This window comes from Komagataeibacter saccharivorans (genome assembly GCF_003207825.1).
Taxonomy (GTDB): Bacteria; Pseudomonadota; Alphaproteobacteria; order Acetobacterales; family Acetobacteraceae; genus Komagataeibacter; species Komagataeibacter saccharivorans.
This window is the reverse complement of sequence record NZ_NKTY01000012.1, coordinates 53,168-67,729: the sequence shown is the minus strand read 5'-3', so window position 1 is coordinate 67,729 and position 14,562 is coordinate 53,168. Positions and strand designations below refer to the sequence as shown.

Sequence of the window (14,562 nt, the reverse complement as noted above, 5' to 3'; positions counted from 1 at the left end):
ATGGCAGCCAGGAACAAGGGCAGCGGCATGATTTCCACGGGGATCGCCGCGCAGAACCGCAAGGGCCGCTTCAACTACACCATCGTGGAAACGGTGGAAGCGGGTCTGGTGCTGAAAGGCCCGGAAGTCAAAAGCCTGCGCATGGGTCGCGCCACCATTAACGAAGCCTATGCCGGTGAACGGAATGGCGAACTGTGGCTGATCAACAGCTATATTCCTGAATATCAGGGTGGCGTGCTGTCACGTTTCGAGCCACGCGCCCCCCGAAAGCTGCTGCTGCACAAAAAGCAGGTGGACAAGCTGCTGGGAGAGGTCGCACGCGACGGCGTAACCCTTGTTCCGCTGGATATTCACTTCAACAGCCGTGGGCTTGCCAAGCTGACGCTGGGTGTGGGTGAAGGCCGCAAGAAGGCGGACAAACGCCACGCCATTGCCGAACGCGACTGGCAACGCGACAAGGCCCGCCTGCTGCGTAATCGCGGACGCGAGGACTGAAGGATAAACGGGATGCAGGGACGGATCGCCATTCGTTCCCGAGACATCCCTTATCTGAACGCAGAAGTCCGGCTTTCTACCGTAAAGTCTGAAGCTGAATGGCAGAACACAGCCACGATCAGGACGTTACGCCAGAAATCTCCCTGAGGTCTGGTATAAAGCCTGCTTCAGTCCTACCTGCGCCCTTAAAAAATCACGTAATGGGATGTCAGGGGAAACTTATCCGTCAATTACGGGTAACACGGTGCCAGAACCCGTTTGAAATTTATGGCTGAAAATATGCCTCGTGGCAGGAAATGCCATCCTGCCCCGTAGTATTTCCGCCGTGACAGGTCCGTACAATAAAAAACAGGGCTGCCCCATCGGAACGACCCTGTTTTCTATTCAATCACCTGTCCTGCCCCGCCTTTGATGGCAGGGCAGGGGAAGCAGGATCAATCAGTCAACCGACAGCGCAGCTGCTTCCGGGCCTTTCTGGCCTTCGACAACCTGCACGTTCGCCGTCTGGCCTTCCGTCAGGCTGGACAGGCCCGAACGTTCCAGCGCGGAAGCATGAACGAAAATGTCCTTGCCGCCGTTTTCCGGGGTGATGAAGCCGAAGCCCTTCGTGGCGTTGTACCACTTGACCGTGCCGCGCATGTCCTGCGCATGCGACAGGTCGGGAGCCGGACGACCGGAACGCGAGAAGCCGCCACGGGGACCGGCTGCCGACGCACCGAAGCCACCGCCACGGGGGCGTTCCGGCTGCGCGGTGCTTTCGTCCACCGAAAGGACGGCTGCCACCTGGCGACCCTTGGGGCCCTGGCCAATCTGGACCACCAGCGTCGTGCCCGGCGCAACCGTCGCATGCCCGGTCGGGTTCAGGGCATTGGCGTGCAGGAACACGTCACCCGATCCGTCGGACAGCTCCACGAAGCCGAAGCCCTTTTCGCTGTTGAACCACTTTACAGTGGCGCTGATCTCCGGGCCGGATGCGACGATCTGGGGACCACCACCTCCGCCACCGAGGGAGCGACGCGGCGGCGGGGCGCTGCTGCTGCGATCACCAAATGAAGGCGACGACATGAAATCATCGTCAAATCCGCCGCGGCGCGGGGAGCGGGAGCTGCGGTCGGTCCTGTTACTTCTCAACGGTCGTAATCCCGAGGTCTAGGTGGCGGAAATCCCCCTTGGGGGACACCACCGAATGAAAGCACGTTTGCAGAATAGAGACTGGTCTGCTGCCGTTCACCGTGGTTTAGGCGGTCTGGCTCAGGAAAACATCCTCTGTCCTGCGGTGACCCTAGCATAAATCGCATCGGCATCAACAACACCAAAGCATATTCCCGCCCCGGGTTGCACAGGAATTTTCACTTGTGAACTCTTTTGTGAGGAAAGAGCGGTAAAATTACGGATGCAGAAAGAGGCAAAGGGAATCCCGCAATGATCCTTGCATTTCGTCAGTATGCGCACATTATTGGGCCCGGTTGTCATTCCCACGCCTTCCGCGCTTACAAGAAAGCGAACAATGTCTGATACATCGCCCCGCCGACCCGGTCGTGGTCGACCACCCAAGACTGCCCGTACCCCGGAAGGCACACGTGCAATGCTGGTGCGCGCCGGGGTCGTGCTGCTGACGGAAAAAGGGTTCTCGGCCACCTGCGTGGATGACGTGCTGAATGCCACTGGCATCTCAAAGGGTTCATTTTACTACTGTTTCAGCAGCAAGGAAGATTTTGGCCGCGCACTGATCGAAAGCTACGCCACCTATTTCAATGAAAAACTTGACCGCTGGCTGACAGATCAGGCTGTAGCACCGCTCCAGCGCCTTCTCAATTTCATGCGCGAGGCAAAGACGGGCATGCAGCGTCACGCCTTCCGGCGTGGATGCCTGATCGGCAATCTCGGTCAGGAGATCGACATCCTGCCCGATTCGTTCAATGTAATGCTGCGCACGATTCTGCATGGATGGGAACGCCGCGTGACGGACTGCCTGCTGGCCACCTGCAACCCGGTGCCCACCGCCGCGCAGGAAACACTATGCAGCCGTCTTTCACATTATTTCTGGATTGGGTGGGAAGGGGCCGTGCTGCGCGCGCGTATGGAACATGGGCCGGAATCCCTCGACCTGTTCGCGACCTTCTATCTGGCGCAGGCGGCAGTGGAACTGGGCGTGCCCTCACCATTATCGGTCAACACCCCTGCTACCCCGCGCGGATCGCACGCACAGCCTGTCCGCGCGAAAACAGGTCAAGCAGCAGGCTGACCGCAGGCATCCGGGCGCGCATTGCAGGCGGCGCCCGGTCGGGCGGGGTATCCACAAGACGCCGGGCGTCCTGCGCGGCAAGACGCAGCAGCATATCGACATGCAGCGGGCTGGCCAGACGCAGGTCAGGCAGACCGGATTGCCGCCGTCCGGTCAGGTCACCACCGCCACGCAGGCGGAAATCCTCGTCAGCAATAAGGAAACCGTCATCCGTTTCGCGCAACAACGCCAGCCTGCGCCGCGCGGTCTGGCCCAGCGCATTGTCATGCAGCAGCAGACAGTACGATTCGGCATGTCCACGCCCCACGCGCCCGCGCAACTGATGGAGCTGGGCCAGCCCGAAACGCTCGGCATGTTCGATGATCATGACCGTGGCGTCGGGGATATCCACCCCTACCTCAATCACTGTGGTCGCCACCAGAATGCGCGTCCGGCCCGCAGCGAAATCGGCAATGGCCTGTTCCCGCACCGTAATATCCTGCTGGCCATGCGCCAGACCGACCTTATCCGCGCCAAAATGCGCGGCCAGCGCCGCATGCCGTGCCTCAGCGGCGGCAATGTCGCTGGTCTCACTTTCACTGACCAGGGGGCAGACCCAGAAAATACGCGCCCCCCGCGCCATGGCCCGCTCCATGCCCACCAGCAGATCTCCCATGGCGGACAGCGTGTGCAGTGATGTGCGGACCGGCTTGCGCCCCGCAGGCTTCACATCCAGTCGGCTGACCATCATGTCGCCCCATTGGGTCAGCAGAAGGCTGCGGGGGATGGGGGTCGCGGTCATGACCAGCACATCGGTCTGGGGGCCTTTTTCCCCCAGCATGGCACGCTGCTCCACGCCAAAACGGTGCTGTTCATCAATCACCGCCAGTGCGAGGTCAGCAAATACTACACTGTCCTGAAACAGGGCGTGCGTGCCGATCACCAGCCGTGCCGTGCCATCGGCTATCCTTGCCAGTGCCTCACGCCGGGCCTTGCCCTTCACGCTCCCGCTCAGGAACGCGACGGGCACGGGGGAGAGGCGGGTAAAGGTTGCCAGATGCTGACGCGCCAGAATTTCAGTGGGCACCATGAGAGCTGCCTGATGGCCCGCTTCCACCGCGCCCAGCATGGCCATGAGCGCCACCAGCGTCTTGCCCGCGCCGACATCACCCTGCAACAGGCGCGTCATCTGCCGGGGCTGCGCAAGGTCGGCGTCGATTTCCGCCAGTGCACGAATCTGCGCGACCGTGGGTTCATGACCGAAACGCGACAGGGCAACGCCACGCAGGCTGCCATCGGCCACGATGGGCCGCCCCGGTCGCAGGCGGTTCTGCCTGCGGGCCTGCGCCATGGAAACCTGCTGGGCCAGCAGGTCATCACAGGCAAGACGGGCGCGGGCGCGTTCGGCTGCGGCCACCAGCGCATCGCCCTCCAGCAGGTCAGGAAAGTCACAAGGCCGGTGCAGCGTGCGCAGGGCCTGCTCGAATCCCGGCCACTGGCGCTGCTTCATCACGCTGGAGTCCTGCCATTCGGGCAGGTCAGGAAAAATATCGAATGCGGCCCTGATCGCGTTGCGCACCTGCCGGGGGAACAGTCCCGCCGTCAGCGGCCAGACCGGGTCAAGCAGCGGTATCTCACCCATCCGTTCGGCAGGGACCAGATAATCCGGATGCGTCATGTTCAGCCGGTCGCCAAAACGCTCCAGCGTGCCCGACACGCATATATCCTGTCCGGCCTCCAGACCACGGGCCTGATAGGGGGAGAAAAACACCAGTTCGGCATCCGCGGTGCCGTCACTCACCACCACCCGCCATGGCCGCTTGCCCCGTCCCCCGCCAGACGGCGGCGGCACCACGCGCGCAATCGTGACATGCAATGTGCAGATACGCCCTATCTCCGCCTGACGCAGGTTGGGGCGGTAGCGCCTGTCCACGACTGACTCAGGCAGATGGAACAGCAGGTCGATCACCCGCCCGCCGCCCGCCGCCCGCGCCAGCAGCTTTGCCGTGGCGGGCCTGACGCCACCCAGCGTTTCCACGCCAGCCAGCAGCGGGGCAAGAAGGGAAGGGACGGGCTGGGTGATGGTATCAGGCACGCGGTGGTTCATCCTGCGGGGCGGAACATGTCATACGGGCTGACAGATGCCCGCGTGACGGCTATAGGACACCTGCGTTACGGAACAAAACACAACCATTTACGGGGTGGAACGCAATGGAAGCCAGAACGCCTGATCTCTCGCGTCTCGATACACGACGCCGGAAGATATATTACCGTGCCACACATCGCGGTACCCATGAAACCGACGTGCTGATCGGCGGGTTCGTCGCCCCCCGGCTCGAAGCCATGACGGATGCGCAGCTTGACGCGCTGGAAGCCGTAATGGACCTGCCCGACGCCGACCTTGCCGACTGGCTGAGCGGTCGCCGCCCGGTACCGGCGGAAGTGAACACCCCCATGATGCGCGAAATCATGGCCGATGCCACCGATCCCGAACGTCTGGCCGCGATCCGGGGCGGAAAATGAACCAGACGGCAGGATTCTCGCTGGCACCCGGCGCGCCGGTGCCCGTGTGGGGCGTACCCGACGGGTATGATGCCTTCCTGCTGGCCCGTCGGCTGAATGAGCATGACGGGCCTGTACTGCATGTCTGCCGTGACGATGCTGGCATGGCCCGGATCGCGGACCTGCTGGCCTTTGTCGCGCCCAAGGCGGAAATCCTGCGTTTTCCGGGCTGGGACTGCCTGCCGTATGACCGTGTCTCCCCCAATCCCGCCATCATTGCGGAGCGGGTGGCGACACTCACCCGCCTGCTTGAAAAGGCGACCGCCCCACGCATCGTCCTGACCACGGTGGGTGGACTGGTCCAGCGCGTTGCCCCCCGCGCAGCCTTCGCGGGGCAGTCCATCACCATCAGGACGGACGAGAGCCTTGATGCGCCATTCCTCATGGAACTGCTTATAGCCCATGGCTACAACCGCACCGATACGGTGATGGAGCAGGGCGAGTTCGCCACGCGTGGCGGCATTTTTGATATTTTCCCGGCAGGCGAAGCCGAGCCGGTCCGTCTGGACCTGTTTGGTGACGAGGTGGAGAATATCCGCCGGTTCGATCCCGGCACCCAGCGCTCGACCGCAAAGATCGACAGCCTGACCATGCGGCCTGTGGCGGATTTCAGCCTCGATCCCGCCTCCATTTCGCGCTTCCGCACCGGGTGGCGCGACCTGTTCGGTCCGGCTGCCGCGTCCGACCCGCTATACCAGCATATTTCCGAAGGGCGGCGGCATGCGGGCATGGAGCACTGGCTGCCGCTGTTCCATGAACAGATGGAGACGGTCGTGGATTACATGCCCGGCGTTTCCATCTCGCTGGCCAATCAGGCGGAAGAGGTGCTTGCCGCGCGCCTTGAAATGATCGCCGATCATTACGACGCCCGCAGGCAGCCCACGCGGGAAGGGGAAGTGCCCTACCGCCCATTGCCGCCACACCTCATGTATCTCGACCGCAAGGGATGGGACGCCATGATCACCGGCCGGAAGGCCGTCGTGTTCATGCCCTTCGCCCAGCCCGATGGCGCGCCCGGCATGGATGCGGGCGGCAGGCCCGGCCAGATGTTCGCCAAGACCGTAACGGACGGGCGCGAAAACGTCTTCCCCATGCTGCATGCACGGGTGGAGGAATGGGCGCAGACCGGTCGCCGCGCCTATGTCACGGCCTGGAGCCGCGGGTCGTGTGAACGCATTGGCGTGCTCATGCGCGAATACCGCCTGCCGGTGCAGACTTTCGCAACGTGGGCCGACGCACAGAAACTGCGCCCCGGTACGGTGGGACTGCTTACGCTGGGGCTGGAACGCGGGTTCGTGGCCGATAATGTGGCTTTCGTATCCGAACAGGACCTGCTGGGAGAGCGGATTTCCCGCCCCCCACGCCGCCGAAAGAAAGCTGACCAGTTCATATCCGAGGCATCGGAGATTGCCGAAGGCGACCTGATCGTCCATCAGGATTACGGCATTGGCCGCTATGACGGGCTTGAGACGATCGGCGTCGGCACGGCACCGCATGACTGCCTGCGCCTGATCTATGACGGCAATGAAAAACTGTTCCTGCCAGTCGAAAATATCGAGCTTCTCAGCCGTTTTGGCTCGGATCAGGCCCATGTGGCGCTGGACAAGCTGGGGGGCGTGTCGTGGCAGTCGCGCAAGGCCAAGATGAAGCAGCGCATCCGCGACATGGCGGGCGAACTGATCCGCACCGCCGCCGCCCGTGCGCTGCGTGAGGCCCCGGCACTTACCCCCGAAGACGGGATGTGGGATGAATTCTGCGCCCGTTTCCCCTTTGTCGAGACCGAAGACCAGTCCCGCGCCATAGCCGACGTGCTGGACGACATGGCATCGGGCAAGCCGATGGACCGGCTGGTATGCGGTGATGTGGGTTTCGGCAAGACCGAAGTCGCCCTGCGCGCGGCCTTTGTCGCCGCCATGTCGGGCGCGCAGGTGGCGGTTGTGGTACCGACCACATTGCTGGCCCGCCAGCATTACCGCACGTTCTCCGCCCGCTTTGCCGGGCTGCCGGTCAAGGTCGCCCAGCTTTCGCGCATGGTCACGGCCAAGGAAGCGACCGCCGTGCGCAAGGGGCTGACCGATGGCACGGTCAATATCGTGATCGGCACGCATGCCCTGCTGGCCAAGACGGTCAAATTCGCTGATCTCGGCCTGCTGATCGTGGATGAAGAACAGCATTTTGGCGTCGCGCATAAGGAAAAGCTCAAGGCCCTGCGCGAAGACGTGCATGTCCTGACCCTGTCGGCTACGCCGCTGCCACGCACCCTGCAACTTGCCCTGACGGGCGTGCGGGAAATGAGCCTGATCGCCACCCCGCCAACCGACCGTCTGGCGGTGCGTACCTTCATCATGCCCTTCGACAGCGTGGTGATCCGCGAGGCGATCCAGCGCGAGCGCTTCCGTGGGGGGCAGGTCTTCTGCGTCGTGCCGCGTATCGAGGATCTGGACCGCATGGCGGCGCGCCTGGCCGAAATCGTGCCTGATGCGCGTCTGGTGCAGGCCCATGGCCGCCTGACGCCCACCGAACTGGAACGGGTCATGACCGAGTTCAGTGACGGCAAATACGACATCCTGTTATCCACCAATATCGTGGAAAGCGGGCTGGACATGCCTGCGGTCAATACGCTCATCATCCATCGTGCCGATATGTTCGGCCTTGGGCAGCTTTACCAGCTTCGGGGCCGCGTGGGACGTGGCAAGCAGCGTGGCTATGCCTATCTGACGTGGCCACAGACGCATGTGCTGTCCGCTGCGGCGCAGAAACGGCTGGAGGTTATGCAGACACTCGATACGCTGGGCGCGGGCTTTACGCTGGCTTCCCACGATCTGGACCTGCGCGGTGCGGGCAACCTGCTGGGCGACGAGCAGTCGGGCCATATCCGCGAAGTGGGCATCGAACTCTACCAGCAGATGCTTGAAGACGCGGTAGCCGACCTGCGTACCGAAAAGGGACGCCGCAAGCTGCAGGACCGCGACTGGACACCCAACATCATCCTTGGCCTGCCGGTGCTTATCCCGGACACCTATGTCACCGACCTGCCGGTAAGGCTCGGGCTTTATCGCCGCATTGCCGCACTGGCCAATGATGCCGAGGTCGAGGCGATGGAAGCGGAACTGGTGGATCGCTTCGGCACGCTGCCTGATGAGGTCCGCAACCTGCTGGATGTCGTGACGCTCAAGCGCATGTGCCGCGAGGCCGGGGTGGAGCGCGTCGAAGCCGGACCCAAGGGCATGGTCGTGCAGTTCCGGGGCAATACCTTTATCAACCCGGCGGGGCTGGTAACGTGGATTGCAAAGCAGAAAGAAGCCAATGTCCGCCTGCGGCCCGACCACAAGCTGGCCATCATACGCGAAATGACCAATGCCCAGCGGATTACGCAGGCCCGCAAGGTATTGGGGGCATTGGTCACGCTGGCGCGGGAAGATGCAAACGTCACGGCATAGGCATCTGTAAAACCACCATGACCGGGGTCAGTATGCCCCGGTCATGCGGTCGGGGCAGGGGATGGTGGTGCCCGACAGGGTCATCAGGTGCAGGGCATCATCCGACCATAACGGCCCCTCCGCGCTTACGGATTAAGGGACAGGGCGGGCCGTAACACTACCCTCCGGGGCTGGCAGCCCGCCTTGTTTCCTCAAAAATTACGGCGCTTAGCGGCTGTTTGCAAAGCCTGTCGGGAAATACCCAGAAATCATAAGGCAACCTTTGGCGAATCTTTTTTCAAAAAGCTTCGGAAGATGTTGCCTTTCTGAACAAAGGCAACATCCAAGAACTTTTCCTGTTTTTTATAAAAAATTTCTTTACAAACAATCCATTAGTGAATCGGCAGCGGAATATGGTTCACGGTCATGACGCCGCCTTCCCAGCTTACGTCCCACGAGGTACCGCCATTATCGGAATGGTGACCGAACAGCTTGGCGAGGATAAGGGCGGCACTGGCACGGGTCTGACCGGCATTGCGCAGGGTGTCGATTACGGCATCAAGGTTCTGCACCAGTATATGACCGGTAGCGGATGATGCATCCGTATGGCCGGTCAGGTTGGCCTCCCCATTACCGCTGATCTGCATGGCGCCACGCTGGGCTGACAGGGACGAGACACGCAGCGGCACCATCACATTTTCCGGCGGATGCCCCGTAATGGCTGCGGCAAGTTCCACCAGCGAACCGCTGGGCACGGCAGCATTAGCGCTGGCCTGCTGCGGCAGGGCACTGGCCAGAAGCGTGTTGTGTGAACCTGTTATGCCGATTCCCTGCGTTTCCAGTGTCAGGGTCGCAGGCGCACTGGCGCTTTTTGCACCCACGAGATGCAGATGCGCACGGCGGAAGGACAGCTTCGTATCCCCATTGGTCAGCAATCCGCCCTGCCATGTCAGATCATAACTGCCACCTGCGCGCAGCCCGTCCATGATCGGGGCCGCAGCAGACGCAAAGTAATCCTGCGCACAGCCATCGGAATGATGGCCCGTCATGGTGGCAAGCAGGACGAGGGAGGCAACATCCTCCATATCCCGCAGGGCCTGCTGACCCATGCCCGTTCCACTGGCCGCAATATCGGTTGCATGGAATGTCTGGTTCGGCCTGCCTGCCAGTGCGAGGTCATAGCCGTGTCCGGCAAGGACACTGTTCCCATGTGGCTGGGTGGCGGCTACCTGTACTCTGGCGCAGGTATCGGGCAGGGCAGTCGCCCCTGCGTGCCCCATGCAGGACAGGGCAGCGAGGACGGTGGTTATGAGCAATTTCTTCATTTGCGTGACACGTTGGCGTGATTACGCTCCGGATGCAATCGGCCATGGTATTTCGATCGCATGATACTTCATACTGAATGGACTGCCCATGCTGCGCAGGCTTGATTCCTTCCTGCTGTGCCTGCTGGGCACCGTAGGGCTCGCCACCGTGCTGCCATGCCGGGGCGCAGGCGTTAGCGTGTTCAATATCCTTGCCATTGGCATGATTGCGAACATGTTTTTCCTGCAGGGCGCGCGTCTGTCGCGTCGGGCCGTGGCGGAAGGGATAACCAACTGGCGCATCCATCTTGCCATCCTGCTATGCACATTTTTCATGTTTCCCCTGCTGGGCATGATGCTGCATGCGCTGCTGCCGGGCATGCTGGACAGCGCGATGTGGACGGGTGTGCTGTTCCTGTGCTGCCTGCCTTCGACGGTGCAGTCCTCCATCGCGTTTACCTCCATCGCACGGGGCAATGTGGCGGCGGCAATCTGTTCGGCGACGCTGTCGAACATACTGGGCATATTTCTGGCGCCGCTTCTGGTGGGTATCCTGTTCAGCCGTCATGCTGCTGGTGGCGGGGGCAATATCCTGCCCATCGTCGGGCAACTGCTGCTTCCCTTCATCGCGGGCCAGATCGCACAGCCATGGATCGGGGGATGGGCGCAGCGGCACAAGAAGCTGCTCTCCTTTTCAGATCGGGGTTCAATTCTTGTGGTCGTTTACACGGCGTTCAGCGAAGCCGTGACACAGGGACTGTGGCACCGCCTGCCGCCCGCGCAGATCGGGCGCGTGGCACTGGTGGACATGGCGATTCTGGCCATTGCCCTGGGGCTGACCCATCTGCTGGCGCGGCTCAGCGGTTTTGGCTATCGCGACCGGATCGCCATCCTGTTCTGCGGGTCCAAGAAGTCGCTGGCATCCGGTGTGCCGATCGCAAGCGTGCTGTTCGCACCCACGGATATCGGGCTGATTGTCATGCCACTTATGGTCTATCACCAGATCCAGCTATTCGTATGCGCGACCCTTGCACGGCGTTTTGGTGAACGCGCGGAAGACTGAATGCATCCGCGCATGGCATAAACCGGTCTCTCCCTCTCGCATGCAGCGACGCGGCCCGGTATGTAGGCACGCCATATATCGCCCACGGGCACACAACTGCATGAATGGTTGAGAAAGATGACAGGACTGGATCCGGACAACTGGGACACATTACGCAGCCTGGGCCACCAGATGGTGGACGACATGATCGACCGCCTGTCCACGCTGCGCGAACGCCCCGTCTGGCAACCCATGCCGCCCGCGCTGCGCCAGCAGCTACGCACCGGCCTGCCGCATGATCCCACCCCGCCCACGGAACTGTATGCCCGTTTCCGCGAGCTGGTGGAGCCCTATTCGACCGGCAATGTCCATCCCGGCTTCATGGGATGGGTACATGGGGGCGGCACGGCGGTCGGCATGCTGTCCGAACTGCTTGTCGGGGGCCTGAACGCCAACTGCGGTGGCCGCGACCATGCCCCGATCGAGGTGGAGCGCGAAGTGATCCGCTGGGCTGCCGAGATGTGCGGCTTCCCCGCTGAAACATCCGGCCTGCTGGTGACGGGTTCTTCGATGGCAAACATGATCGCCGTCATAACTGCCAGCCGCGCCGTGCCTGACGGGCTGAAAATGCGCGCTGAAGGTGTCGGAACCCGCAAACTGGTCGGATATGCGGCTGCAACCGCACATGGCTGCATCGCACGAGCGTTCGACCTGACGGGACTGGGTACGGATAGCCTGCGCGTGATCCCGGTTGATGGTGAAAACCGCATGGTACTGGCGGAACTGGAACGTGCCATCGCACGCGACCGTGCGGCCGGTCTGGAACCGTTCATGGTGATCGGCACGGCGGGCACGGTGGATACCGGCGCAATCGACGATCTGGACGCGCTGGCGGATATTGCCCGGCGGGAAGACATCTGGTTCCATGTGGATGGCGCGTTTGGTGCGCTGGCAATGCTGTCGGATACGCTGCGGCCCATGCTGCGCGGGCTGGAACGGGCCGACAGCGTGGCCTTCGATTTCCACAAATGGGCACAGGTTCAGTACGACGCGGGCTGCATCCTTGTGCGCAGGCCCGGCGCACAGGCGGCGGCCTTCGCGCAGTCGCGCGCCTACCTTGCACGCGAAGACCGTGGCCTTGCCACCAATGCGCCCTGGTACTGCGACCTTGGCCCCGACCTGTCACGCGGGTTCCGGGCGCTTAAAGTATGGATGACGCTGGGCACCTATGGCGCGGATGGCATGGGGCGGATGATCGCCAACTGCTGTGCCATCGCCACGCATCTGGCCCGCCAGGTCGAAGCCAGTCCCCGGCTGGAACTGCTGGCCCCGGTAACGCTGAATATCGTGTGCTTCCGCATACTGGCGCCCGTGGACGATCTGGATTTCTTCAACGGGGAAGTGGTGAAGGATCTGCACGAAAGCGGGATCGCAGCCCCTTCCACCACCATCATCAATGGGACGAAAGCGGTGCGCGCGGCCATCGTCAATCACCGCACGACCAATGCGGATGTCGATCGCATGCTTGAGGCCCTGCTGGAACTGGCCGACCGCAGGCTGGCGGCTGCCTGAACCACTCCTGCCCCGCTTCGATCCTGAAGCGGGGCAGGGCGCTCAGCCGCCGCGACGGTGCCGGGACACCAGTTCTTCGCCAAACAGTTCGGAGAGCTTTTTCATCATCGTGCCCCCCAGTTCCTCGGGATCGGTAATGGTTACGGCCTTGCGATAATAGCGTGTCACATCGTGGCCGATACCAATGGCCAGCAGTTCCGTAGTGGTACGGGTTTCGATATGGGCGATCACTTCGCGCAGGTGGTTTTCAAGGTAGGAACCCTGATTGACCGATAGCGTGCTGTCATCAACCGGCGCACCATCGGAAATCACCATAAGGATGCGCCGTGCCTCGGCACGCGAGGCAAGCCGCCGCTGCGCCCACAGCAGGGCCTCGCCATCGATGTTTTCCTTCAGCAGCCCTTCGCGCAGCATCAGCCCCAGATTGCGCCGCGCACGCCGCCACGGCATGTCCGCAGCCTTGTAAATGATGTGCCGCAGGTCATTCAGTCGACCGGGATTGGCAGGTTTGCCCGCCTGTACCCATGCCTCGCGGCTTTTGCCGCCCTTCCACGCGCGGGTAGTAAAGCCCAGCACTTCCACCTTGACTGCGCAGCGTTCAAGGGTGCGGGCCAGAATATCGCCACACATGGCCGCGACCGAAATGGGGCGTCCACGCATGGAACCGGAATTGTCGATCAGAAGGGTCACGACCGTATCGCGGAAATCCGTGTCACGCTCACGCTTGTAGGAAAGCGAAAGCATGGGATTGACCACCACGCGCGACAGTCGCCCTGCGTCCAGTATGCCTTCTTCCAGATCGAATTCCCATGCCCGCGTCTGCTGCGCCATAAGCTTGCGCTGCAGGCGGTTGGCCAGCTTGGAGACAACACCCTGCATGCTGACAAGCTGCTGATCCAGCGTCTGGCGCAGGCGGAACAGTTCCTCCGGATCGCACAGGTCCTCGGCGGCGATTTCCTCATCATAGGCTGTGGTGAAGGCATGATAGGCAGGAGAAACCTCATCCTCCGTCTCTTCCTCGCCCGGTCCACCTGCTTCTTCCGACCCGCTGGCCGATCCGCCCTGTTCACCTTCTTCGGGTTCATCATCGCCCGCACCGGTGCCCTGTGACATCTGCATGGGCTGGGCGTTGTCATCTTCCTCCGGGCCGTCTTCCTGCGGCTCGGGGGTAACGTCGTCGGTCTGTTCCTCATCCTCGGCGCTGGCGTTTTCGGCTTCGGCCGCGCCATCATCCGCAGGTTCTTCTGGGGTAACTTCCTGCTCCAGCAGATCACAGGCCATAAGCAGCCTGCGCGCCGCCTGGGCGAAATCCTTCTGGCTTTCCTGACGTGACGCCATTTCGTCCAATGCGCGGCGGGCGGCAGGCGACAGGGTTTCCTGCCAGCGATTCATAAGGGCCTGCATGGACGGCGGTACCGGATGGCCGGACATGCGCGCACGCGCCAGCAGCCCCAGCGCAAACGGTGTTGGCAGCTTCGTGGCGTCGTTCAGACGGTCCAGCCCCATATCCGCGCATTCCTGCGCCACACGGGCATCCAGATTTGCGGCAACACCCGCCATATGCCGCGCGCCAAGACTTTCCACCCGCGCCTGTTCCAGCACGTCATAGACCTCACGCGCCTCACCGGCGGGGGGCCGCACACTGTCATGCAGGGGCACATCATGGTGGCGCAGGCGCAGGGCGGCGGCATCTGCGGCACCACGCATGCGCGTGACCTCCGCATCCGTCATGCGCCGGGATGGATGGGGCAGGCGGACATGGGTGCCGGTAACAGAAACCCCCGATGGCACCGGGCCATTCAGGAACGAGACCTCCGTCTGGGCCTGTCCGCCCAGCGCACGTACGGTGCCTACCGTCGCGCGCCGGAAGCTCTCGGCCGCACGGGCTTCTTTCTCGGCCTCGGATGAGGCGTTTTTTGTCCTGTTATCACGCATGCCTGGCCT

The 14,562-nt window shown here is 62.4% G+C and carries 10 protein-coding genes; 6 read left to right on the top strand and 4 right to left on the bottom strand.

What is annotated here, in order from left to right:
- Positions 1-495: an SsrA-binding protein SmpB gene (gene smpB, locus CFR79_RS08800; RefSeq protein WP_102323604.1), complete on the top strand. Its 495-nt coding sequence runs from the start codon at positions 1-3 to the stop codon at positions 493-495.
- 438 nt (positions 496-933) lie between these two features.
- On the opposite strand, the gene CFR79_RS16340 is transcribed toward smpB, so the two are convergent.
- Complete coding sequence (locus tag CFR79_RS16340) at positions 934-1,626, bottom strand: cold-shock protein (protein WP_110547642.1); 693 nt, start codon at positions 1,624-1,626, stop codon at positions 934-936.
- Positions 1,627-2,002: 376 nt separating this feature from the next.
- On the opposite strand from CFR79_RS16340, the gene acuR reads away from it, so the two are divergent.
- The gene (gene acuR / locus CFR79_RS08790) at positions 2,003-2,740 is read left to right on the top strand and encodes an acrylate utilization transcriptional regulator AcuR (protein ID WP_258373485.1); all 738 of its coding nucleotides are present in this window, start codon (positions 2,003-2,005) and stop codon (positions 2,738-2,740) included.
- Here acuR and recG read toward each other — a convergent pair.
- A complete protein-coding gene (gene recG / locus CFR79_RS08785) occupies positions 2,679-4,826 on the bottom strand; it encodes an ATP-dependent DNA helicase RecG (RefSeq protein WP_110547640.1) in 2,148 nt (715 codons plus the stop codon). The two genes, acuR and recG, sit on opposite strands and share 62 nt — an antisense overlap.
- 104 nt (positions 4,827-4,930) lie before the next feature.
- Between recG and CFR79_RS08780 the strand changes: the two genes are divergently transcribed.
- Both CFR79_RS08780 and mfd read left to right on the top strand, forming a co-directional pair.
- Positions 4,931-5,242, top strand: a complete 312-nt coding sequence (locus CFR79_RS08780; protein WP_102323600.1) for a succinate dehydrogenase assembly factor 2 — start codon at positions 4,931-4,933, stop codon at positions 5,240-5,242.
- Positions 5,239-8,721, top strand: coding sequence for a transcription-repair coupling factor (mfd, locus tag CFR79_RS08775; RefSeq protein WP_110547639.1), 3,483 nt, complete (start codon positions 5,239-5,241; stop codon positions 8,719-8,721). Before CFR79_RS08780 ends, mfd begins: the two co-directional genes overlap by 4 nt.
- A gap of 371 nt (positions 8,722-9,092) precedes the next feature.
- Here mfd and CFR79_RS08770 read toward each other — a convergent pair whose 3' ends face one another.
- The gene (locus CFR79_RS08770) at positions 9,093-10,025 is read right to left on the bottom strand and encodes a hypothetical protein (RefSeq protein ID WP_110547638.1); all 933 of its coding nucleotides are present in this window, start codon (positions 10,023-10,025) and stop codon (positions 9,093-9,095) included.
- An 88-nt stretch (positions 10,026-10,113) separates the two neighbouring features.
- Here CFR79_RS08770 and CFR79_RS08765 point away from each other — a divergent pair, with 88 nt between their 5' ends.
- Positions 10,114-11,067, top strand: coding sequence for a bile acid:sodium symporter family protein (locus CFR79_RS08765; RefSeq protein WP_110547637.1), 954 nt, complete (start codon positions 10,114-10,116; stop codon positions 11,065-11,067).
- 117 nt (positions 11,068-11,184) lie between these two features.
- Complete coding sequence (locus CFR79_RS08760; protein WP_110547636.1) at positions 11,185-12,618, top strand: pyridoxal phosphate-dependent decarboxylase family protein; 1,434 nt, start codon at positions 11,185-11,187, stop codon at positions 12,616-12,618.
- Positions 12,619-12,660: 42 nt separating this feature from the next.
- On the opposite strand, the gene CFR79_RS08755 is transcribed toward CFR79_RS08760, so the two are convergent.
- Complete coding sequence (locus tag CFR79_RS08755; RefSeq protein WP_110547635.1) at positions 12,661-14,553, bottom strand: cobaltochelatase CobT-related protein; 1,893 nt, start codon at positions 14,551-14,553, stop codon at positions 12,661-12,663.
- Positions 14,554-14,562: the final 9 nt, after the last annotated feature.